Consider the following 21,286-nt stretch of genomic DNA (forward strand, 5'->3'; position numbering starts at 1 on the left):
AGGAAGGAGGAAAAAGATCATGCCTACAATTAACCAATTAGTGCGCAAAGGTCGTCAAGACAAAATTGAAAAGTCTAAGTCCCCTGCTCTACAAAAAGGGTACAATAGCTTCAAAAAGTCCCAAACGAACCAAAGCTCACCTCAAAAACGCGGTGTATGTACTCGTGTAGGTACAATGACACCTAAAAAACCAAACTCCGCGCTTCGTAAGTATGCTCGTGTACGTTTAACTAACGGTATCGAGGTTACTGCTTACATCGGTGGTATTGGTCACAACCTCCAAGAGCATAGCGTAGTGCTAGTTCGCGGTGGTCGTGTAAAAGACTTACCAGGGGTTCGTTATCACATCGTTCGTGGTGCGCTTGATACTGCGGGTGTTAACAACCGTATGCAAGGACGTTCCAAATATGGTACTAAACGTCCTAAGGCTGCAAAAAAATAATATAATCACCACCGGTGGTTATTTGAACTTATCTCTAAGTAAAGGAGGGAAATTTGATGCCTCGTAAAGGTCCAGTTACGCGCCGTGACGTATTGCCAGATCCAATTCATAACAGCAAGTTGGTTACTCGTTTGATCAACCGTTTGATGTTGGATGGTAAGCGTGGTGTAGCGCAAAACATTCTTTATAATTCTTTCGACATCATCCAAGAACGTACAGGACGCAACCCTATGGAAGTGTTCGAGGAAGCTCTTAAAAACATCATGCCAGTACTTGAGGTTAAAGCACGCCGTGTAGGTGGTGCTAACTACCAAGTACCGATTGAAGTTAGACCTGAGCGCCGTACGACTCTAGGACTTCGTTGGTTGGTAAACTATGCTCGTCTTCGTGGTGAAAAAACTATGGAACAGCGTTTGGCTAACGAAATCATGGATGCTGCAAACAATACTGGTGCAGCTGTTAAGAAACGTGAGGATACTCACAAAATGGCTGAAGCAAACAAAGCGTTTGCTCACTATCGCTGGTAGAATTCTCAGCGGGTATTCATATTGGATACCCGCATATTCTCACATATGAGTATGGAAGGAGCATCTCTAATGGCTCGCGAATTCTCTCTTGCGAATACGCGCAATATCGGTATCATGGCACACATTGATGCCGGTAAAACGACGACTACTGAGCGTATTCTGTTTTACACTGGTCGCGTTCATAAAATCGGTGAGACACATGAAGGTGCCGCAACGATGGACTGGATGGAACAAGAACAAGAACGTGGTATTACTATCACTTCCGCAGCTACAACTGCCCAATGGGAAGGTCACCGCATCAACATCATCGATACTCCTGGTCACGTAGACTTCACGGTTGAAGTTGAACGTTCCTTGCGTGTACTTGATGGTAGCGTGTGTGTGTTCGATGCTAAAGGCGGCGTTGAGCCACAGTCTGAGACTGTATGGCGTCAAGCGGATCGTTATGGCGTACCTCGTATCTGCTATGTAAACAAAATGGATATCATGGGTGCAGACTTTGAAATGTGTGTAGACCAAATCAAAACTCGCCTGGGTGCAAATCCAGTAGCTATTCAGTACCCAATTGGTGCTGAGGATAATTTCACAGGTATTATTGACCTTGTTGAAATGAAAGCTAACATCTATGTAGATGATTTGGGTAAAACCTCTGAGAAATCTGAAATCCCTGCTGAACTTAAAGAAAAATGCGAAGAACTTCGTATGAAGCTAGTTGAAGCAGCGGCTGAACAAGATGAAGAGTTAATGATGAAATACCTTGAAGGTGAAGAGTTGACGATTGATGAAATCAAAATGGCTCTTCGCAAAGGTACAATCGGAGTTAACCTGGTACCTGTTCTTTGTGGATCTTCTTACAAGAACAAAGGTGTTCAATTAATGCTTGATGCAGTAATTGCCTACCTACCAGCTCCAATCGATGTACCTGCAATCAAAGGTACTATTCCAGATTCTGAAGAAGAAACAGTTCGTGAATCCGACGATAATGGTCCTTTCTCTGCTCTTGCGTTCAAGATCATGACTGACCCTTATGTTGGTAAACTTACATTCTTCCGTGTGTACTCTGGTACTCTTTCTTCCGGTTCTTACTTGATTAACTCTACTAAGGGTAAACGCGAGCGTATTGGTCGTATCCTACAAATGCACGCTAACCACCGTGAAGAGATCCCGATGGTTTACTCAGGTGATATCGCAGCTGCTGTAGGTTTGAAAGATACTACTACAGGTGATACTCTGTGTGATGAAAAATCTCCAGTTATCCTTGAATCTATGACTTTCCCTGATCCAGTTATCTCAGTTGCTATCGAACCTAAATCTAAAGCAGACCAAGACAAGATGGGTATCGCCCTTTCTAAACTGTCTGAAGAAGATCCAACGTTCCGTACGCACACTGATGAAGAAACTGGGCAAACTATCATCGCTGGTATGGGTGAGCTTCACCTAGATATCCTCGTAGACCGTATGAGACGTGAATTCAAGGTAGAAGCTAACGTGGGTGCTCCACAAGTAGCTTACCGTGAAACGTTCAAAGGGTCTGCGAAAGTTGATGGTAAGTTTGTACGTCAATCAGGTGGTCGTGGTCAATACGGTCACGTTGTGGTTGAGTTCTCTCCACTTGAGCCAGGTCAAGGCTTCCAGTTCGAGAACAAAGTTGTCGGTGGTGCGGTTCCTCGTGAATACATCCCTGCAGCGCAAGCTGGTATTGAAGAATCCATGAAAAATGGTGTAATCGCTGGCTTCCCATTGGTTGACATTAAAGCTGTTATCGTTGACGGTAGCTACCATGATGTAGACTCCTCCGAGATGGCGTTTAAAGTGGCTGGTTCTTTGGCGCTTAAAGAAGCTGCTAAGAAGTGCGGAGCTGTACTTCTTGAGCCAATCATGAAAGTAGAAGTTACTGTTCCTGAAGACTACATGGGTGATGTTATGGGTGACATCAACTCTCGTCGTGGACGTATCGAAGGTATGGAAGCTCGTGCTAACGCACAAGTTATCCGTGCAATGGTACCTCTTTCCGAGATGTTTGGTTACTCTACTGTACTTCGTTCCCGTACTCAAGGTCGCGGTCAGTACTCTATGCAAATCGATCATTACGAAGAAGTACCAAGAAACATCTCTGAAGAAATCATCAAGAAAGTTAAAGGTGAATAATTCTTCTTTGCATGTTGTAAATTTGTACTTTTTCGAGTGTAGATTTTTCTCTTTATCTTGAAAGAAGAAAGGTTTACAATAATGTCTGGGAATCAACCTATGATATGTAAACCTTTCTATCTATACTTATAATAACCTTTAATCCTTAAGGAGGCTTAAATTCTAATGGCTAAAGAAAAATTTGAGCGGAATAAACCCCACGTAAATATCGGTACTATCGGTCACGTTGACCATGGTAAAACAACTCTAACTGCAGCTATCACAAGTGTACTTGCAATCGCTGGTGGAGCAAAAGCTATGGATTACGGTAGCATTGACGCTGCTCCTGAAGAGCGCGAACGTGGTATCACAATCAATACTTCACACGTTGAGTATGAAACTGCTACTCGTCACTATGCACACGTTGACTGCCCAGGTCACGCCGACTATGTTAAAAACATGATCACTGGTGCTGCACAAATGGACGGAGCGATCCTAGTAGTATCTGCTGCTGACGGTCCAATGCCACAAACTCGTGAGCACATCCTTCTTTCTAAACAAGTAGGTGTACCTTACATCGTAGTATTCATGAACAAATGCGACATGGTTGACGATGAAGAGTTGCTTGAACTAGTTGAAATGGAAATCCGTGACCTATTGTCTCAATATGAGTTCCCAGGTGACGATACTCCTGTAGTCAAAGGTTCTGCTAAAGAAGCTTTGGACAACCCAACTGGTGAATGGGCACAAAAAATTCTTGAGTTGATGGAAGCTGTTGACAGCTACATCCCAACTCCAGAACGTGCTACTGACAAACCTTTCTTGATGCCTGTAGAGGACGTATTCACAATCACTGGTCGTGGTACAGTTGCTACTGGTCGTGTTGAGCGCGGTGTTATCAAAGTTGGTGACGCTATCGAGATCATCGGTCTTCAAGAAGAAACTCGCAACTCCACTGTAACAGGTGTTGAGATGTTCCGTAAGCTTCTTGACCAAGCTCAAGCTGGTGACAACATCGGTGCACTACTTCGTGGTGTTGAGCGTAAGGATATCGAGCGTGGACAATGTCTAGCTAAACCAGGTTCCGTAAAACCTTACACTAAATTCAAATGCGAAGTATACGTTCTTTCTAAAGAAGAGGGTGGACGTCACACTCCATTCTTCGCTAACTACCGTCCACAGTTCTACTTCCGTACAACTGACGTAACAGGTATCGTTCAATTGCCAGAAGGCGTTGAAATGATCATGCCTGGCGATAACACTGAGTTCACTGTTGAACTTATTGCTCCAGTTGCAATGGAACAAGGTACTCGCTTCGCGATTCGCGAAGGTGGCCGTACTGTAGGCGCTGGCGTAGTATCTACAATCGTTGAGTAGTCTTTACTTGATTAATGAAACCCGAGAGTATATCTCTCGGGTTTTTATTTTGTTTGTTGGTAAAAGTGGGGTAGGTGTACTTTAAAACGCCATAGTAAAACTAGGTTCTACCTGCTACAATATCTCTTATGACAAATACGGTATAGAGGAGATAATCATTTTGAAGATCAAAGAGCAGCATATCTATATCATTTTAGCTGCGGTAATTGTGATCTGGGGCTTAAATACGGTCATGATTAAATATCTATCATTTTTTCCACCAGCAATCATTGCTGCTATTCGGATGACAGTGGCGGCTTTAACGCTTACCCCAATAATATTTGCCTATCGCAACAAGTATCACATCACAAAAAAACAATGGGGATATGTTGCTGGTATTGGTGCAACTTCCATTGCTCTTCATCAGATATTTATCGCTTGGGGCATGCAAATGACGACGGCGGGAAATGCATCTTTGATTCTTGCCTTAAATCCATTGGTGACAGCCATCTTAGCAGCTATCTTTTTAAGAGAGTCTATCCATCTTCGGAAAATTATCGGTGTAATTTTGGGCTTTAGTGGGGTATTGCTTGTAGTAGGTGGAAGCACTCACACTGACATGAACAGTAATATTGGTGATGTAATCATATTTATTTCAATGATCATGTATGTCGTGGGTGGTCTATTAATAAGAAAAGCAACTTCAAGTGGGGTACCTGTTTTATTATTAACTGCTTGTTCGCAATGGATAGGAGCGTTGTTTTTAATTTTTACATCATTTATTATCTATCCAATGGATACGATTGTACAAAGCTTTCATATAGATGGGTTTACCTGGTTTGTAATCGGTATTTCAGGTATGTTGGCAACGGGTCTCGGAACGTTAGGGTGGAATATGGGCATTCAACGAATTGGTGCTAGCCGTACTTCCATATTCTTAAATGGAATGCCAATCGCAGGGATGTTTTTCGCTACACTTTTGCTAGATGAGCCTCTTACTATTGTCGTGGCGGTTGCCCTTTTGTTAACAGTGGCAGGTGTATATCTAGGTTCTACAACGCCGAAGTTAGTAAAGAGAACCTCTACATTAAAACAGACAGAGATATGAAGTGCCAAATAAAAGTTCTATATAATAGAAGAAACAGGATCGCCTACGAGGGTGATCCTGTTTCTTCGTCCCATTGGTTAATCATATGGTGTGCTGTTAAAGTTAAACGATCAAAAATGATTTGACGGAGTGGTTCCTCAATATTTGCACATTGTAGCGCTTGTTCCATACAAAGTAGCCAAGCTCCAGCTCTTTTCGCTGTGACCGGAAATGGGAGATGACGGGCACGAAGCATTGGATGCCCATGTGTATCAGTATAGAGTGTAGGTCCTCCTAGGAACTGTGTTAAAAAAAGAGTTTGCTTTTCTTTTGTTTCCGTCAAATCATCTGGAAAGATAGGTTTAAGGTCAGGGTCTTTTGCTACCAGATTATAAAAGTGGTTAACCAGTTTAGTTACAGTTGGAGCCCCACCGATTTGATCATAGAGACTTCCAGATATTTCACTCACACGAAAGCACCTCTCTATAGTATAATCAAAAATGTTGTAAAGTGATTTCTTCTATTATACTAATTAAAAATAGGTTTTCATAGAAACAATAAAAAATAACTTGCATTGCCTATTTGTTTTTAGTACAATAGTGAATGTTGGTCATGGACTTGCGATGATGCGGGAGGTTGCTGACACACCCGGCTCCTTTGCCATTGCTGGGGTGCAGGATATTTCCGCGGAGAAATGTCCGTTATAATATGGGCGAAAAAGGAGGGACTATAATGGCAAAACAAAAGATTCGTATCCGATTAAAAGCATACGATCATAAGATTCTAGATCAATCAGCAGAAAAAATCGTTGAAACTGCGAAACGTTCCGGTGCAAATGTATCAGGTCCGATTCCACTTCCAACTGAGAAAGCTGTATACACGATTCTACGTGCGGTGCACAAGTACAAAGATTCCCGTGAACAATTCGAGATGCGTACGCATAAACGTCTAATCGACATCTTAAACCCAACACCACAGACTGTAGATGCTTTGATGCGTCTTGATCTGCCTTCAGGTGTTGACATTGAGATCAAGCTATAATTTTTGTTGTGAATATGACACGCTGGTAGGCGTTGTCTTAATGAAAGAATTCTCCACGTAGCGCCCCTGCTCGTCAGTAGGGACATTGATACAACAATAGGTCATTTTAGTAAATTGTAATGTAGGAGGTGGCACAAATGACCAAAGGAATCTTAGGTAAAAAACTGGGTATGACTCAAGTTTTTGAACCAAATGGTACAGCAGTAGCTGTAACTGTTATCGAAGCAGGTCCTTGCGTAGTTCTTCAAAAGAAGGATCAAGCAACTGACGGTTACGAAGCGATTCAGATCGGTTTTGATTCTAAAAAAGATCACCGCGCTAACAAACCAGAAAAAGGACATGCAGCTAAAGCAAACACTGCACCTAAGCGCTTCATCCGTGAAATCGACGGAGTTAACCTCGCTGATTATGAGGTAGGTCAAGAACTAAAAGCTGATATGTTTGCCGCAGGTGAATGGGTAGACGTGTCTGGTGCAACGAAAGGTAAAGGATTTGCTGGTTCTATCAAGCGCCACAATCATTCTCGTGGTCCTATGGCTCACGGTTCCCGTTACCATCGTGGCCCAGGTTCTATGGGTTCTATCGCTGCTAACCGCGTTTTCAAAGGTACGAAACTACCTGGACAAATGGGTGGCAACCAAGTAACAATCCAAAATCTTGAGGTTGTTAAAATTGATTCAGATCGCAATCTGATTCTAGTAAAAGGTTCCATACCTGGACCTAAAAACAGCTATGTAGTCGTTCGTACGGCTGTCAAGAAATAAGGAAAGGAGGAACTGACATGCCTAAAGTAGCTCTTTTAAACCAAACAGGTGCTCAGGTTGGCGACATCGAATTGTCTGAAGCAATCTTCGGTATCGAGCCTAACAATGCAGTACTGTTTGATGCAATCGTTATGCAACAAGCATCTCAACGCCAAGGTACTCATGACGTGAAAAACCGCTCTGAAGTACGTGGTGGTGGACGCAAACCATGGCGTCAAAAAGGTACAGGTCGTGCTCGTCAAGGTTCTATCCGCTCTCCACAATGGAAAGGCGGCGGCGTAGTATTCGGTCCTACACCTCGCAAATACGGATACAAACTGAACCGTAAAGTTCGTCGTTTGGCTCTGAAATCTGCACTATCTACTAAAGTGCAAAACAACGAATTCCTAGTGTTAGACGCACTAACAATGTCTGCTCCAAAAACAAAAGAATTTGCTGGTATTCTTTCTAACCTGAAAGCTGATCGCAAAGTTCTTATTGTAACTGCTGACTTCGACCAAAACGTTGCTTTGTCTTCTCGCAACATCCCAGGTGCTAAATGCATCGATGCTGCTGGCATTAACGTTCTTGATCTAGTAGCTCACGACAAAGTAATCGTAACGAAAGATGCGGTTGCTAAAGTAGAGGAGGTGCTCGCATAATGAAGAGCCTTCATGATATTATCAAGCGCCCTGTCATTACTGAGCGTACCACCGATATGATGGCTGAGAAAAAGTACGTTTTTGAAGTGCCTTTGAAAGCCAACAAAACCGAAATCAAGCAAGCTGTCGAAAAAGTATTCGGCGTTAAAGTAGAAGCAGTTAACACAATTCGCGTTGCTGCTAAACCTAAACGTTACGGCAAATATGCTGGTTATACATCTGAGTGGAAAAAAGCAATCGTTAAATTGACTGCTGAAAGTAAAGATCTAGAATTCTACGAAGGTGTTTAATAGCTCGACGAGTTTTATTTAAGGAGGGAATAAGGAATGGGTATCAAGAAGTTTAAACCGACTTCTCCTGCTCGTCGCCAAATGACGGTTTCTACCTTCGAAGAGATCACAACCTCCACTCCGGAGAAATCTCTTCTAGCACCAATCAATAAAAAGGCTGGTCGCAACAACCAAGGTAAGATCACTGTTCGTCATCAAGGTGGCGGTCATAAACGTAAATACCGCATTATCGATTTTAAACGTAACAAAGATGGCATCGTAGGTCGCGTAGCTACTATCGAATACGATCCAAACCGTTCTGCTAACATCGCGCTAATCAACTATGTTGATGGTGAAAAACGTTACATTCTTGCTCCACAAGGTTTGAAAGTTGGAGACGAAATCGTATCTGGTGCTGATGCAGACATCAAAACAGGTAACTGCTTACCATTGGTAAACATTCCTGTTGGTACTACAATCCACAATATTGAGTTGAAACCTGGTAAAGGTGGACAGTTGGTTCGTGCAGCTGGTACATCCGCACAATTGCTTGGTCGCGATGGCGAATTCGTAATTGTACGTCTATCATCTGGTGAAACTCGCCGTATTCACAACGTATGCCGTGCTACAATCGGTCAAGTTGGTAACCAAGATCACGAATTGCTTAACATTGGTAAAGCAGGTCGTTCTCGCTGGTTGGGTAAACGCCCTACGGTTCGTGGTTCTGTAATGAACCCTAACGATCACCCACACGGTGGTGGTGAAGGTCGCGCTCCTATCGGACGTAAAGCTCCTGTTACTCCTTGGGGTAAACCTACACTTGGTCTTAAAACTCGTAAGAAAAAGAACAAAAACGATAAGTACATTATCCGTCGTCGTAAAAAATAAGAGATCGGATAACACAATAACCGAACGCCTTTGGCGAAGGGAGGTTTCTGATATATGGGTCGCAGCTTGAAGAAGGGTCCTTTCGTGGATGACCATCTAATGAAGAAAGTTGATGAGTTGAACGAAAAGAGTGAGAAGAAAGTTGTAAAAACTTGGTCTCGTCGTTCTACAATCTTCCCAGATTTTATCGGTCATACATTTGCAGTATACGATGGTCGTAAACATGTGCCTGTATACGTGACAGAAGATATGGTTGGACACAAACTAGGTGAATTCGCACCTACTCGTACCTTCAAGGGTCACGTCGATAACGACAAAAAATCCAAGAAGCGCTAATTTTTCTCTTTACAGAGGGGAGGTACAATGATGGAATCAAAAGCAATTGCTCGTAATATCCGAATTGCTCCTCGTAAAGTTCGCCTGGTGGTTGACTTAATTCGAGGTAAGAAGATTGGTGAAGCTTTGGCTATCCTAAAACATACGCCTAAAGCAGCATCTCCAGTAGTTGAAAAACTACTTAATTCGGCAATCGCTAATGCTGAGCATAACCACAACATGGATTTGGAAAACTTGGTTGTAGGTACAGTATTCGTTGATCAAGGTCCTACCTTGAAGCGATTCCGTCCACGTGCAATGGGTCGTGCTAGCCGTATTCATAAACGTACGAGCCATATCACTGTGGTATTAAACGAAAAATAAGGAGGGAAATTGAGTGGGACAAAAGGTAAGTCCGGTCGGTCTACGAGTTGGCGTAATTCGTGACTGGGAATCCAGATGGTATGCTGATAAGGACTTCGCAACTTTGTTGCATGAAGACCTTCACATTCGTAAATACATTAAAGGTCGTCTGAAAGACGCTGCTGTATCTACTGTGGAAATCGAACGCGCTGCAAATCGCGTTAACGTTACAGTTCACACTGCTAAGCCTGGTATGGTAATCGGTAAAGGTGGATCTGAAGTTGAAGCACTTCGTAAAGCCCTATCCCAACTTACTGGCAAACGTGTTCACATTAATATCAATGAGATCAAGAAACCTGATCTTGACGCTACTTTGGTAGCTGAAAACATTGCTCGTCAATTGGAAAATCGTATTTCTTTCCGTCGTGCGCAAAAACAAACGATCACTCGTTCTATGCGTTCTGGTGCGAAAGGTATTAAAACACTGGTAAGTGGACGTCTTGGTGGAGCTGATATTGCTCGTTCTGAAGGTTACAACGAAGGTACAGTACCTCTTCACACACTGCGTGCAGATATTGACTATGGTACTGCTGAAGCTCATACTACTTACGGCCGTATCGGTGTTAAAGTATGGATCTACCGTGGTGAAGTTCTTCCAACTAAGAAGAATGTAGCTGCAGTGGAAGGAGGCAAGTAATCATGTTGATGCCTAAACGCGTGAAACATCGCAAACAACATCGTCCGAAGTTGACTGGAAACGCTAAAGGCGGTACAACTGTTGCTTTCGGTGAATTTGGCCTCCAAGCTCTTGAACCAGCTTGGGTAACGAGCCGTCAAATTGAGGCAGCACGTATTGCGATGACACGTTACATCCGTCGTGGCGGTAAAGTATGGATTAAAGTTTTCCCTGACAGACCAATTACTCAAAAGCCTTTGGAAGTCCGCATGGGTTCCGGTAAAGGTTCTGTTGAGAAATGGATTGCAGTTGTTAAACCTGGTAAAGTTATGTTTGAACTTGCCGGTGTATCTGAAGAAGTAGCGCGTGAAGCTATGCGTCTTGCAATGCACAAACTTCCTGTTAAGTGTAAGTTTGTTAAGCGCGAAGAAGTGGGTGGTGACGCACATGAAGGCTAATGAATACCGCAATCAAACCACTGCCGAGATCGAACAAAACGTATCTTCTTTGAAAGAAGAGTTGTTCAACCTTCGTTTCCAATTAGCGACTGGCCAATTGGAAAACACGGCTCGCATTAAGCAAGTGCGTAAGGATATCGCTCGTGCGAAAACCATCCTACGCCAACGTGAATTAGGAATCGGCTAATATAAGGAAGGAGGTTCCAACGATGACCGCACAACGCAATTTGCGTAGAACTCTGGTAGGTCGTGTAGTATCTGACAAAATGGATAAAACCATCGTTGTTCAGGTTGAAACCTACAAAAAGCACACTCTTTACGGTAAACGTGTGAAGTACTCTAAAAAGTTCAAAGCACATGATGAAAACAATACCGCTAAGACCGGTGATATCGTAGAAATTATGGAAACTCGTCCTCTTTCTAAGGACAAGAATTTCCGTCTTGTTAAAGTAGTACAAGAAGCAGTTATTGTATAAGGAAGACTCGGATAAAAATCACATCCGAAGGGAGTGACTGAAAGTGATCCAAACACAATCCAGATTAGCTGTTGCTGATAACTCTGGTGCAAAAGAATTGATGTGCATTAAAGTTCTTGGAGGTTCTGGTCGTAAGACTGCGAATGTCGGGGACGTTATCGTTTGCTCTGTCAAAACCGCTACACCCGGTGGAGTTGTCAAGAAAGGTCAAGTAGTTAAAGCAGTTATCGTGCGTACTGTTAGTGGTGTTCGCCGTAACGACGGTTCTTATATCCGTTTTGACCAAAATGCAGCTGTAGTTATTAAAGATGATAACTCTCCACGTGGTACACGTATTTTTGGACCGGTAGCTCGTGAACTTCGTGAAAAAGATTTCATGAAGATCATCTCCCTAGCTCCTGAGGTTATCTAGTTTTGAAGTGAAATTAGCATTTTGTTCGATAGGAGGTGCACCCAGCGATGCACGTGAAAAAAGGCGATACGGTTATCGTTATTACGGGCAAAGACAAAGGTAAAGAAGGTCAAGTATTGGCTGCTTTCCCTAAAAAAGACCGTGTGTTGGTAGAAGGTATTAACCTTGTGAAGAAGCATGCTCGTCCTTCTCAAGCAAATCCGCAAGGCGGAATTGTAACACAAGAGGCTGCTATCCACGTTTCTAATGTCTCTCTAATTGACCCTAAATCTGGTAAACCTACCCGTGTAGGTTACAAAGTATTAGAGAACGGTAATAAAGTTCGGGTTGCGAAAAAATCTGGCGAAGTAATCGACAAGTAGTCAGGTCGGAAAGGAGGTTGTCGTAAATGGCAGCAAGATTGAAAGATAAGTACTTGAATGAAATCGTTCCTAGCTTGATGACTAAGTTTAGCTACAAGTCCATCATGCAAGTACCTAAAGTTGAGAAAATCGTAATCAACATGGGCGTGGGCGAAGCTGTAGCGAATGCAAAAGCTATTGACACTGCTATCGAAGATCTACAATTGATCACTGGTCAAAAACCTGTTGTAACACGTTCTAAGAAATCAATCGCTGGTTTCAAACTACGTGAAGGTATGCCAATCGGCGCGAAGGTAACACTTCGTGGCGAGCGTATGTATCAATTCCTAGACAAACTGATGAACGTTTCTCTGCCTCGTGTACGTGACTTCCGTGGGATTTCATCCAAAGCATTTGACGGTCGTGGTAACTACACTCTAGGTTTGAAAGAACAACTGATCTTCCCAGAGATCGAGTACGATAAAATCGATAAAGTACGCGGTATGGATATCGTAGTTGTTACATCTGCGAAGACTGATGAAGAAGCTCGTGAACTTCTGACTCAAATGGGTATGCCATTCCGTAAATAAACCCTATCGTAAGGAGGGACAATTGTGGCAAAGAAATCAATGGTCGTGAAGCAACAGCGTCAGCCTAAGTTTAAAGTTCGTGCGTACACTCGTTGCGAACGTTGCGGTCGTCCGCACTCTGTGCTTCGCAAATTCAAACTGTGCCGTATTTGCTTCCGTGAATTGGCTTATAAAGGCCAAATTCCAGGTGTAAAGAAAGCCAGCTGGTAATATAGACGGGAAGGAGGTTTTTCTCTCATGGTAATGACTGATCCAGTTGCAGATATGCTAACTCGCATCCGCAATGCGAACATGGTTCGCCACGAGAAGGTTGAGATCCCTGCATCTAACCTGAAGAAGGAAATTGCTCGTCTTCTTAAAGAAGAAGGCTTTATCCGTGATGCAGAATTTATTGATGATAACAAGCAAGGAATGATCCGTTTGTTCCTTAAATACGGTGCTAACAATGAGCGTGTAATCACTGGTTTGAAACGTATTTCTAAACCAGGTCACCGTGTTTATGCAAACACTAATGAAGTTCCTCGCGTTTTGGGTGGTCTTGGTCTCGCTCTAATCTCTACATCCAAAGGTGTTATGACTGACAAGCAAGCTCGTCAATCACACGTTGGTGGAGAAGTGCTAGCATATATTTGGTAATCTTAGATTTACGCACAGGAGGTGCAAGTCATGTCGCGTATCGGTAAAAAACCGATTACGGTTCCTGCAGGCGTTACATTAACTCTGAACGATACTGAGTTAACTGTAAAGGGCCCTAAGGGTACTCTCGTTCGTAGTTTTCATCCGGACATTAACATTAACATTGCTGAAAACGAGGTAGTGGTTGAACGTCCGTCTGATAATAAACTTCATCGTTCTCTTCATGGTACTACTCGTGCCTTGGTTGCGAACATGGTAACTGGTGTTTCTGAAGGATTCACTCGTACACTTGAACTTGTAGGTGTAGGTTATCGTGGAGCTAAAAGTGCTAACGGTGTAAGTCTTTCTCTAGGTTTCTCTCACCCAGTTGAGGTTACTCCTGAAGAAGGAATCGAACTTGAACTAACAAACCCAACAACTCTAGTTGTTAAAGGTATTAGTAAAGAGCGTGTAGGCCAAGTTGCTTCTGAAATTCGCGCTTTACGTAAACCTGAACCGTACAAAGGTAAAGGTATTAAATACAGCAACGAGGTTGTTCGCCGTAAAGAAGGTAAAAAAGGTAAATAAGGTTCTTAGCTTCATCAGAAAGGAGGCCGCTTAATGTTTACAAAAGGCGATAAAAACAAAGCTCGGAAAAAACGTCAACTTCGTATCCGTAAGCGTGTGATCGGTTCTGCTGCACGCCCTCGTTTGAACGTTTTTCGTTCTTCCAAGCACATTTATGCTCAACTAATCGATGATGCAGCAGGTACAACTATTGCTTCTGCATCTTCACTTGATAAAGAATTGGATCTGAAAAATGGTTCTAACATCGAAGCAGCAACTGCTGTTGGTGCATTGATCGCAAAGCGCGCTCAAGAAAAAGGTCTCGAGGAAATCGTGTTTGATCGTGGTGGATACTTGTATCATGGACGCATAAAAGCACTTGCTGATGCAGCTCGTGAAGCTGGTCTGCAATTCTAAGAAGACGTAAAGAAACAAGGAGGGAAAAGAATGCGTATCGACCCTAGCAAATTAGAGCTAGAAGAAAGAGTCGTCGCTGTTAACCGCGTAGCAAAAGTGGTTAAAGGTGGTCGCCGCTTCAGCTTTAGCGCACTAGTAGTAGTAGGCGATAAGAACGGTCATGTAGGCTCTGGTATGGGTAAAGCCCAAGAAGTACCAGATGCTATTCGTAAAGCAATTGATGACGCGAAGAAAAACTTGATTCGCGTACCTCTAAAAGGAACGACAATCCCTCACCAAGTACTCTGCCACTTTGGTTCTGGCCGCGTTTTGATCAAGCCAGCTTCTGAAGGTACTGGAGTTATCGCTGGTGGACCTGTACGTGCTGTACTTGAGCTTGCAGGTGTAGGTGACGTGTTGAGTAAATCTTTGGGTTCTAACAACCCTATCAACATAGTTAATGCAACTCTTGAAGGTCTTGGCCGTTTGAAAACTGCTGAAGATGTGGCAAAACTTCGCGGAAAAACTGTCGAAGAACTGTTAGGTTAGAAGGAGGGAACGGGACATGGCGAAATCATTACAAATCACGCTGACACGTAGCCTTATCGGTCGTCCGACTGACCAGAAGGAAACTGTGAAAGCCCTTGGCCTTCGCAAAATCCATCAAACAGTACAAAAGCAAGATAACGCAGCAATGCGTGGGATGATTTTTAAAGTTAAACATCTTGTTGATGTGAAGGAAATCGAAGAATAAGCTACAGATTTATTAGTGAGGAGGTGCAACCTATGAAATTGCATGAACTGAAACCAGCAGAAGGCTCTCGTCACGAGCGCAAACGTCTTGGACGTGGTATTGGTAGTGGAACTGGAAAAACGGCTGGTAAAGGTCATAAAGGACAAAATGCTCGTTCTGGTGGCGGTGTTCGCCTTGGATTCGAGGGTGGTCAAAACCCATTATTCCGTCGTTTACCAAAACGAGGCTTCAATAACATCAACCGCAAAGAGTATGCGATCGTATCTCTGGATGCGTTGAATCGTTTCGCTGAAGGTACAGTGGTTACACCTGAGTTGCTTAAGGAAACTGGCGTAATTAGCGCATTGCGTGATGGCGTTAAGATCTTGGCTAACGGTGAACTTACTGTAAAACTTACAGTTAAAGCTCACAAGTTCTCTGGTGCAGCTGCTGAAAAGATTGCTCAAGTCGGTGGAACCACTGAGGTGATCTAATGTTAGGGTCTTTTTCTAACATCTTTAAGATAGGCGACCTGCGTCGAAAGGTGATTTTCACTCTTTTGATGCTTGTCGTCTTCCGAATTGGAACCCATGTTCCAGTGCCAAACATTAATGTGTCCTTACTGCAAGGTAACGAGAGTAACTTCTTAGGACTTTTGGACACATTCTCTGGTGGTGCATTGCTTAAATTCTCCATCTTCGCGATGGGTATTATGCCATACATCACGTCCTCGATCATTATGCAGCTTCTGTCTATGGATGTAGTACCGAAGTTTACGCAATGGTCGAAGGAAGGAGAAGCAGGCCGTCGTAAAATTTCTCAAGTAACACGCTATGGTGCTATTGTTTTAGGTTTTATCCAGTCTTTGGGTATGACCTACGGCTTCAACCGAATGATGAACGGATTGGTAACTGACACTTCGATTAGCAGCTTCTTGCTGATAGCCTTAACCCTAACAGCTGGTACTGCCTTTCTGCTATGGTTAGGGGAACAGATTACCGAGAAGGGCATTGGTAATGGTATTTCCATTATCATCATGGCGGGTATCGTCGCCAATATACCTAGTGGAGTTAAAGTTGTTTATGACATGCAGTTTGGTGCTCCAAACGCTAACATGTTCTTTGGTATCATTAATATCTTGTTGATCCTCGTCGCAGTCATTGCATTGATTGTAGGTATTATCTACATGCAACAGGGTATTCGTAAGATCCCTGTTCAATATGCAAAAAAAGTTGTTGGACGCAAGATGTTTGGTGGACAATCTTCTCATATTCCGTTGAAGATTAACTCCGCAGGGGTTATCCCGGTTATCTTTGCTGTATCCCTGGTAATGTTCCCGTCAACAATTGCCAGCTTCTGGCTTAGTTCAGGAGAAGAGGGAGTTGCTAACTGGATTTATACTAACTTCCAGATTAACTCACCTCTTGGTATGACATTGTACGCATTGATGATTATCGGATTTACGTACTTCTACACATTTGTACAGATGAATCCTGCACAAATGGCAGAGAATATGAAAAAGAATGGCGGTTATATTCCCGGCATCCGTCCTGGTAAAAACACCGAGGAATACATTACTCGTACTTTATACCGCCTGACGTTCACTGGAGCTATCTTCTTGACTGCCATTTCGCTATTGCCATTTGTTTTTGGCAAGATCTTCGGACTTCCTGATTCTATCTATATCGGTGGTACATCACTACTGATCATGATTGGGGTAGTTCTAGATACAATGAAGCAAATTGAGAGTCAATTGATTCAGCGCCATTATCAAGGCTTTATTAAGTAAAGAGTAGATGGCTTCATCGTTTCCCTCTTAGGAGGAAATGATAAAATCGTGTTGTAAGTGTACGGGGGAATATACTAATGAACATTATTTTGATGGGTCTACCTGGTGCTGGTAAAGGTACACAGGCAGAACGAATCGTTGAAACATTTAACATCCCGCATATTTCAACTGGTGATATGTTCCGTGCAGCTATCAAAAATGAAACCGAATTGGGAAAGAAAGCTAAGTCCTTCATGGATCAAGGTAATCTGGTACCAGACGAGATCACAATTGGTATTGTGCGTGAACGTTTGAGCAAGGAAGATTGTGCAAAGGGATTTCTACTCGATGGTTTTCCGCGTACAGTTCCGCAAGCTGAGGCTTTGTCCTCAATGCTTAAAGAGTTGGGCCGTGAACTCGATCATGTGATTAACATTGATGTTCACCGTGATTTGTTAATCGAACGTTTAACTGGTCGCTGGATTTGTTCTACATGCGGTGCTAGCTATCACACAGTATTTAACCCACCTAAAGTGGAAGGAATCTGTGATAAAGATGGCAGCAAACTATTCCAGAGAGACGATGATAAAGAAGAAGTGGTAGCGCAACGTCTAGATGTCAATATTTCTCAAGCTAAACTTTTAATGGATTACTACTCTAATGAAGGTATCTTGCGTACAATCAATGGAGAACGTGAAATTCAGGAAGTGTTTGAGGATATTGCGGCGTTATTACGAGGGTAACCAATAATGATTACAATCAAGTCAAAAGCAGAGCTCGAAATTATGCGCGAAGCTGGACGAATTGTTGCTCTTACCCATCAAGAATTGGCGAAGCATATTAAGCCAGGGGTCACTACGAAGGAACTTGATGAGCTGGCCGAAACTTTTATTCGCAGTAAAAATGCGATACCGTCGTTCAAAGGGTACGGTGGGTTTTCTGGTAGTATCTGTGCCTCAGTTAATGAGGAACTCGTACATGGAATTCCAGGAAAGCGGACATTGCAGGAAGGAAATATCATCAGTATAGATATCGGAGCTAAATTCGATGGTTATCATGGAGATTCAGCTTGGACCTATGCTGTTGGTACAGTATCTCTTTCGGATCAGCAACTCATGCAAGTCACAGAAGAGTCCTTACTCAAAGGTCTTGCGAAAGCAGTCCCTGGAGCAAGGCTTTCTGATATCTCTCATGAGATTCAGCTACATGCTGAAGCTGCTGGCTTCACGATTGTCCGTGAGTATGTGGGACATGGAATCGGTCAAAGTTTGCATGAAGATCCACAAATTCCTAACTACGGTCCTCCGAACAGGGGACCACGTTTAAAACCTGGAATGGTTTTAGCAATCGAACCGATGGTGAATGCTGGCGAACGTTATGTCCGCACTTTGGAGGACAATTGGACGGTCGTGACAGTTGATGGGAAAAAGTGTGCGCACTATGAACACACCATCGCGATTACGGAAGATGGCTATGAGATCTTGACTAGACCTTAAACGTAGGTGAACTGGAAGATTGTCGTTCAACGTGTTGACGATAAGTTTGTTCAAGTAACCGAGAAGTTTCTCGAGGCATGTAGTTGCCAAAACTCATGGTCTGACTGTATAACAGTTGAAAGGAGACTAGCCGATGGCCAAAGACGACGTAATTGAAGTAGAAGGTACCGTCATCGAACCATTGCCAAACGCAATGTTCCGTGTTGAACTGGAGAACGGACACAAAGTTTTGGCGCATGTTTCCGGCAAAATCAGAATGCACTTCATTCGAATTTTGCCAGGAGACAAGGTAACAGTCGAATTGTCGCCGTACGATCTAACTCGCGGGCGTATTACGTACCGTTACAAATAATGAAAACCCCTAGAAAAGGGAGGCAAGAACCATGAAAGTAAGACCGTCGGTTAAACCGATTTGCGAAAAATGCAAAGTTATCCGTCGCAAAGGTAATGTAATGGTTATTTGTGAGAATCCAAAACATAAGCAAAAACAAGGATAAATCAAGGAGGTGCATTTGAGAAATGGCACGTATTGCAGGCGTTGACTTGCCTCGTGAAAAACGAGTTATTATTGCTCTTACCTACATTTTTGGTATTGGTAACTCCACTGCCCAACGCGTCATCGCTGAAGCTGGCGTAGATGGAAACACTCGTGTTCGCGATTTGACAGAAGACGAAGTAAACAAACTTCGTGAATTCATCGATAAGAACATTAAAGTTGAAGGTGACCTTCGTCGTGAAGTATCCCTTAACATTAAACGTCTTATGGAAATTGGCTGCTATCGTGGGATCCGCCATCGTCGCGGGTTGCCAGTTCGAGGTCAAAAATCTAAAACAAATGCTCGTACGCGTAAAGGTCCTCGTCGTACTGTAGCTAACAAGAAGAAGTAAAGGAGGGTAAATAAGACATGGCTAAAAGAAAACAAGCTGCTACTCGTACCCGTCGCCGTGATCGTAAGAATGTTGAAGTCGGCATAGCACACATTCGTTCTACTTTTAACAACACAATCGTAACGATCACTGACCCGCATGGCAACGCGATCTCTTGGTCCAGTGCTGGTGCCCTCGGTTTCAGAGGCTCCAAAAAGAGCACGCCTTTTGCTGCGCAAATGGCTGCTGAAACAGCTGCTAAAGTTGCTATGGAACACGGTATGCGATCTTTGGAAGTACTGGTTAAAGGTCCTGGATCCGGTCGTGAGGCTGCTATCCGTTCCTTGCAAGCTGCAGGTTTGGAAGTTAACATGATCAAAGATGTTACACCAATCCCACACAACGGCTGCCGTCCGCCAAAACGTCGCCGCGTGTAGTCGGGTTTATAAAACTCAGAACATGTCCATAATAGAATGGTAGATTCTGCTTTTTTGGCTTGACATGCATGCAAACGGTAAACCGCCGAAAGAAATTCCTGAGTGGGCTCTGTACAGCCCACCTTGAATTTCGACGTTTTGAAGGAGGGTTTGTTAAGAATGATAGAAATAGAAAAACCTAGAATCGAGGTTGTGGAGTTAGACGACGACAACTTGTACGGAAAATTCGTCGTTGAACCCCTTGAGCGTGGTTACGGTACAACCCTTGGCAACTCACTCAGACGGATACTTCTATCCTCATTGCCAGGCGCGGCGGTCACTTCAGTGCAAATTGATGGTGTACTGCACGAATTCTCTACAATCGATGGAGTCGTGGAGGACGTAACCGAGATCATCCTCAACATCAAGGGTCTTGCATTAAAGATCCACTCTGATGAAGAAAAAATCCTTGAGATTGATGCAGAAGGCGAAGGCATTGTTAAAGCAGGAGATATCCGTGCTGATAGTGACGTGGAGATCTTAAACCCTGATCTTCATATTGCAACGTTAGCAAACGGTGGTCGTCTGCATATTCGCATGACAGCTGGTCGTGGACGCGGATATGTCCAAGCAGATGGCAATAAGTCTGAAGATCAGCCAATCGGTGTAATTCCAATTGACTCCATTTATACTCCTATTAAGCGTGTAAACTATCAAGTTGAGAATACCCGTGTAGGGCAAATGACCAACTATGACAAGTTGACGTTGGAAGTATGGACCAATGGAAGCATTCGTCCTGAGGAAGCTGTCAGCCTTGGTGCAAAAATCATGACAGAACATCTTAACCTGTTCGTTGGTCTAACTGACGAAGCGAAAGATGCAGAAATCATGGTTGAAAAAGAAGAAGATAAGAAAGAAAAAGTGTTGGAGATGACTATCGAAGAGCTTGATCTTTCTGTTCGTTCTTACAACTGCTTGAAACGTGCTGGTATCAACACGGTTCAAGAGTTAACACAGAAGTCTGAAGAAGACATGATGAAAGTTCGTAACTTGGGACGTAAATCTCTGGAAGAAGTTCAAGAAAAACTTCAAGAACTTGGTCTGGGATTGCGTAACGACGATTAGAGCTTTTCGCATAGATTTCGATACAGATTGTTTATCACCACTCCTTGATTCGGGAGAGGGTCAAATCTGGCAAGCAAGCTGATTGAACACAACCTGCCAGAAAGAAGGAGGTAAGAACATGGCATACCGTAAACTAGGACGTCGCAGTGCGGCTCGTAAAGCTTTATTCCGTGATTTGGTTACTGACCTTATCATCAATGAGCGCATTGAAACGACTGAAATGAAAGCGAAGGAACTTCGTTCTATCGCTGATAAAATGGTCACTCTAGCAAAACGTGGTGATCTTCATGCTCGTCGTCAAGTGGCAGCTTTCGTTCGTAACGAAGTAGCTACTGAGGAAGGCAAAACAGCTGTTCAAAAATTGTTCGATGATATCGCTCCTCGTTATGCTGAGCGTAACGGTGGATACACTCGTATCCTGAAAATTGGTCCTCGTCGTGGAGACGCAGCACCAATGGCTTTTATCGAATTAGTTGAATAGTATCGGGTTGAGAAAGGGTGAGGACAGGGTCTGGTTTATCCGGGTTCTG

General features: G+C 43.3%; 36 protein-coding genes. 35 read left to right on the forward strand and 1 reads right to left on the reverse strand.

All coding sequences use genetic code 11. From position 1 onward, the window contains the following. Positions 1–19: 19 nt before the first annotated feature. From rpsL to LM917_RS21655, 5 genes are all read left to right on the forward strand, one after another. Positions 20–442, forward strand: a complete 423-nt coding sequence (rpsL, locus tag LM917_RS21635) for a 30S ribosomal protein S12 (RefSeq protein WP_232699789.1) — start codon at positions 20–22, stop codon at positions 440–442. A gap of 56 nt (positions 443–498) precedes the next feature. Further along, on the forward strand, positions 499–969 hold the full coding sequence (gene rpsG / locus LM917_RS21640) for a 30S ribosomal protein S7 (protein ID WP_232699790.1): 471 nt from the start codon (positions 499–501) through the stop codon (positions 967–969). A 69-nt stretch (positions 970–1,038) separates the two neighbouring features. Next, entirely contained in the window at positions 1,039–3,117 is a 2,079-nt protein-coding gene (gene fusA, locus LM917_RS21645; protein ID WP_232699791.1) for an elongation factor G, read from the forward strand. A 165-nt stretch (positions 3,118–3,282) separates the two neighbouring features. Continuing rightward, on the forward strand, positions 3,283–4,473 hold the full coding sequence (gene tuf / locus LM917_RS21650) for an elongation factor Tu (protein WP_232699792.1): 1,191 nt from the start codon (positions 3,283–3,285) through the stop codon (positions 4,471–4,473). Positions 4,474–4,633: 160 nt separating this feature from the next. Further along, positions 4,634–5,560: a DMT family transporter gene (locus LM917_RS21655; RefSeq protein WP_232699793.1), complete on the forward strand. Its 927-nt coding sequence runs from the start codon at positions 4,634–4,636 to the stop codon at positions 5,558–5,560. A 43-nt stretch (positions 5,561–5,603) separates the two neighbouring features. Here LM917_RS21655 and LM917_RS21660 read toward each other — a convergent pair whose 3' ends face one another. Then, complete coding sequence (locus LM917_RS21660; protein WP_232699794.1) at positions 5,604–6,008, reverse strand: globin domain-containing protein; 405 nt, start codon at positions 6,006–6,008, stop codon at positions 5,604–5,606. A gap of 263 nt (positions 6,009–6,271) precedes the next feature. Between LM917_RS21660 and rpsJ the strand changes: the two genes are divergently transcribed. The 30 genes from rpsJ to rplQ all read left to right on the forward strand — a co-directional run bounded on the left by rpsJ (position 6,272) and on the right by rplQ (position 21,237). Beyond that, the gene (gene rpsJ, locus LM917_RS21665) at positions 6,272–6,580 is read left to right on the forward strand and encodes a 30S ribosomal protein S10 (RefSeq protein WP_003333796.1); all 309 of its coding nucleotides are present in this window, start codon (positions 6,272–6,274) and stop codon (positions 6,578–6,580) included. Between the two features lie 137 nt (positions 6,581–6,717). Further along, a complete protein-coding gene (rplC, locus tag LM917_RS21670) occupies positions 6,718–7,344 on the forward strand; it encodes a 50S ribosomal protein L3 (RefSeq protein WP_232699795.1) in 627 nt (208 codons plus the stop codon). 17 nt (positions 7,345–7,361) lie between these two features. After that, positions 7,362–7,985: a 50S ribosomal protein L4 gene (gene rplD, locus LM917_RS21675; RefSeq protein WP_232699796.1), complete on the forward strand. Its 624-nt coding sequence runs from the start codon at positions 7,362–7,364 to the stop codon at positions 7,983–7,985. Then, positions 7,985–8,275 carry a 50S ribosomal protein L23 gene (rplW, locus tag LM917_RS21680; protein ID WP_232699797.1) on the forward strand — a complete coding sequence of 97 codons (291 nt, stop codon included), beginning with the start codon at positions 7,985–7,987 and terminating at the stop codon, positions 8,273–8,275. The genes rplD and rplW overlap by 1 nt, the downstream gene beginning before the upstream one ends. 36 nt (positions 8,276–8,311) lie before the next feature. Beyond that, positions 8,312–9,142, forward strand: a complete 831-nt coding sequence (gene rplB, locus LM917_RS21685; protein WP_232699798.1) for a 50S ribosomal protein L2 — start codon at positions 8,312–8,314, stop codon at positions 9,140–9,142. Between the two features lie 54 nt (positions 9,143–9,196). Continuing rightward, a complete protein-coding gene (gene rpsS / locus LM917_RS21690) occupies positions 9,197–9,478 on the forward strand; it encodes a 30S ribosomal protein S19 (RefSeq protein WP_232699799.1) in 282 nt (93 codons plus the stop codon). A 30-nt stretch (positions 9,479–9,508) separates the two neighbouring features. After that, the gene (gene rplV, locus LM917_RS21695) at positions 9,509–9,841 is read left to right on the forward strand and encodes a 50S ribosomal protein L22 (protein WP_232699800.1); all 333 of its coding nucleotides are present in this window, start codon (positions 9,509–9,511) and stop codon (positions 9,839–9,841) included. Positions 9,842–9,854: 13 nt separating this feature from the next. Next, a complete protein-coding gene (rpsC, locus tag LM917_RS21700; RefSeq protein ID WP_232699801.1) occupies positions 9,855–10,517 on the forward strand; it encodes a 30S ribosomal protein S3 in 663 nt (220 codons plus the stop codon). Positions 10,518–10,519: 2 nt separating this feature from the next. Continuing rightward, the gene (gene rplP, locus LM917_RS21705) at positions 10,520–10,954 is read left to right on the forward strand and encodes a 50S ribosomal protein L16 (RefSeq protein WP_232699802.1); all 435 of its coding nucleotides are present in this window, start codon (positions 10,520–10,522) and stop codon (positions 10,952–10,954) included. After that, complete coding sequence (gene rpmC / locus LM917_RS21710; RefSeq protein ID WP_232699803.1) at positions 10,944–11,141, forward strand: 50S ribosomal protein L29; 198 nt, start codon at positions 10,944–10,946, stop codon at positions 11,139–11,141. The genes rplP and rpmC overlap by 11 nt, the downstream gene beginning before the upstream one ends. A gap of 22 nt (positions 11,142–11,163) precedes the next feature. Beyond that, positions 11,164–11,430 carry a 30S ribosomal protein S17 gene (gene rpsQ / locus LM917_RS21715; protein ID WP_232699804.1) on the forward strand — a complete coding sequence of 89 codons (267 nt, stop codon included), beginning with the start codon at positions 11,164–11,166 and terminating at the stop codon, positions 11,428–11,430. A 43-nt stretch (positions 11,431–11,473) separates the two neighbouring features. Next, positions 11,474–11,842, forward strand: coding sequence for a 50S ribosomal protein L14 (gene rplN, locus LM917_RS21720; RefSeq protein ID WP_232699805.1), 369 nt, complete (start codon positions 11,474–11,476; stop codon positions 11,840–11,842). Positions 11,843–11,889: 47 nt separating this feature from the next. Continuing rightward, positions 11,890–12,204 (forward strand): 50S ribosomal protein L24, encoded by a 315-nt coding sequence (gene rplX / locus LM917_RS21725; RefSeq protein WP_232699806.1) that lies wholly within the window; start codon positions 11,890–11,892, stop codon positions 12,202–12,204. Positions 12,205–12,230: 26 nt separating this feature from the next. After that, complete coding sequence (gene rplE / locus LM917_RS21730; RefSeq protein WP_232699807.1) at positions 12,231–12,773, forward strand: 50S ribosomal protein L5; 543 nt, start codon at positions 12,231–12,233, stop codon at positions 12,771–12,773. 24 nt (positions 12,774–12,797) lie between these two features. Continuing rightward, the gene (locus tag LM917_RS21735) at positions 12,798–12,983 is read left to right on the forward strand and encodes a type Z 30S ribosomal protein S14 (protein WP_232699808.1); all 186 of its coding nucleotides are present in this window, start codon (positions 12,798–12,800) and stop codon (positions 12,981–12,983) included. A 27-nt stretch (positions 12,984–13,010) separates the two neighbouring features. Further along, on the forward strand, positions 13,011–13,409 hold the full coding sequence (gene rpsH, locus LM917_RS21740; protein WP_232699809.1) for a 30S ribosomal protein S8: 399 nt from the start codon (positions 13,011–13,013) through the stop codon (positions 13,407–13,409). Between the two features lie 30 nt (positions 13,410–13,439). Next, positions 13,440–13,976 carry a 50S ribosomal protein L6 gene (rplF, locus tag LM917_RS21745; protein ID WP_232699810.1) on the forward strand — a complete coding sequence of 179 codons (537 nt, stop codon included), beginning with the start codon at positions 13,440–13,442 and terminating at the stop codon, positions 13,974–13,976. A gap of 33 nt (positions 13,977–14,009) precedes the next feature. Then, the gene (rplR, locus tag LM917_RS21750) at positions 14,010–14,372 is read left to right on the forward strand and encodes a 50S ribosomal protein L18 (protein ID WP_232699811.1); all 363 of its coding nucleotides are present in this window, start codon (positions 14,010–14,012) and stop codon (positions 14,370–14,372) included. A gap of 30 nt (positions 14,373–14,402) precedes the next feature. Beyond that, positions 14,403–14,900 carry a 30S ribosomal protein S5 gene (rpsE, locus tag LM917_RS21755; protein WP_232699812.1) on the forward strand — a complete coding sequence of 166 codons (498 nt, stop codon included), beginning with the start codon at positions 14,403–14,405 and terminating at the stop codon, positions 14,898–14,900. Positions 14,901–14,916: 16 nt separating this feature from the next. Further along, positions 14,917–15,105 carry a 50S ribosomal protein L30 gene (rpmD, locus tag LM917_RS21760; RefSeq protein WP_232699813.1) on the forward strand — a complete coding sequence of 63 codons (189 nt, stop codon included), beginning with the start codon at positions 14,917–14,919 and terminating at the stop codon, positions 15,103–15,105. Between the two features lie 32 nt (positions 15,106–15,137). Then, a complete protein-coding gene (gene rplO / locus LM917_RS21765) occupies positions 15,138–15,578 on the forward strand; it encodes a 50S ribosomal protein L15 (protein WP_232699814.1) in 441 nt (146 codons plus the stop codon). Then, the gene (gene secY / locus LM917_RS21770) at positions 15,578–16,873 is read left to right on the forward strand and encodes a preprotein translocase subunit SecY (protein WP_232699815.1); all 1,296 of its coding nucleotides are present in this window, start codon (positions 15,578–15,580) and stop codon (positions 16,871–16,873) included. Before rplO ends, secY begins: the two co-directional genes overlap by 1 nt. Positions 16,874–16,950: 77 nt before the next feature. Beyond that, positions 16,951–17,595 carry an adenylate kinase gene (locus LM917_RS21775; RefSeq protein WP_232699816.1) on the forward strand — a complete coding sequence of 215 codons (645 nt, stop codon included), beginning with the start codon at positions 16,951–16,953 and terminating at the stop codon, positions 17,593–17,595. A 6-nt stretch (positions 17,596–17,601) separates the two neighbouring features. Then, positions 17,602–18,348 (forward strand): type I methionyl aminopeptidase, encoded by a 747-nt coding sequence (map, locus tag LM917_RS21780; protein WP_232699817.1) that lies wholly within the window; start codon positions 17,602–17,604, stop codon positions 18,346–18,348. A 133-nt stretch (positions 18,349–18,481) separates the two neighbouring features. Then, a complete protein-coding gene (infA, locus tag LM917_RS21785; RefSeq protein WP_003333772.1) occupies positions 18,482–18,700 on the forward strand; it encodes a translation initiation factor IF-1 in 219 nt (72 codons plus the stop codon). A gap of 31 nt (positions 18,701–18,731) precedes the next feature. Further along, positions 18,732–18,845: a 50S ribosomal protein L36 gene (rpmJ, locus tag LM917_RS21790; protein ID WP_003333770.1), complete on the forward strand. Its 114-nt coding sequence runs from the start codon at positions 18,732–18,734 to the stop codon at positions 18,843–18,845. Positions 18,846–18,867: 22 nt separating this feature from the next. After that, positions 18,868–19,236 (forward strand): 30S ribosomal protein S13, encoded by a 369-nt coding sequence (gene rpsM, locus LM917_RS21795; RefSeq protein ID WP_232699818.1) that lies wholly within the window; start codon positions 18,868–18,870, stop codon positions 19,234–19,236. 17 nt (positions 19,237–19,253) lie between these two features. Beyond that, positions 19,254–19,652: a 30S ribosomal protein S11 gene (gene rpsK / locus LM917_RS21800; protein ID WP_232699819.1), complete on the forward strand. Its 399-nt coding sequence runs from the start codon at positions 19,254–19,256 to the stop codon at positions 19,650–19,652. A 159-nt stretch (positions 19,653–19,811) separates the two neighbouring features. After that, positions 19,812–20,756 carry a DNA-directed RNA polymerase subunit alpha gene (locus tag LM917_RS21805; protein ID WP_232699820.1) on the forward strand — a complete coding sequence of 315 codons (945 nt, stop codon included), beginning with the start codon at positions 19,812–19,814 and terminating at the stop codon, positions 20,754–20,756. A gap of 118 nt (positions 20,757–20,874) precedes the next feature. Next, positions 20,875–21,237 (forward strand): 50S ribosomal protein L17, encoded by a 363-nt coding sequence (gene rplQ, locus LM917_RS21810; protein ID WP_232699821.1) that lies wholly within the window; start codon positions 20,875–20,877, stop codon positions 21,235–21,237. Positions 21,238–21,286: the final 49 nt, after the last annotated feature.

Source organism: Brevibacillus daliensis (assembly GCF_021245735.1).
GTDB classification, from domain to species: Bacteria; Bacillota; Bacilli; order Brevibacillales; family Brevibacillaceae; genus Brevibacillus_B; species Brevibacillus_B daliensis.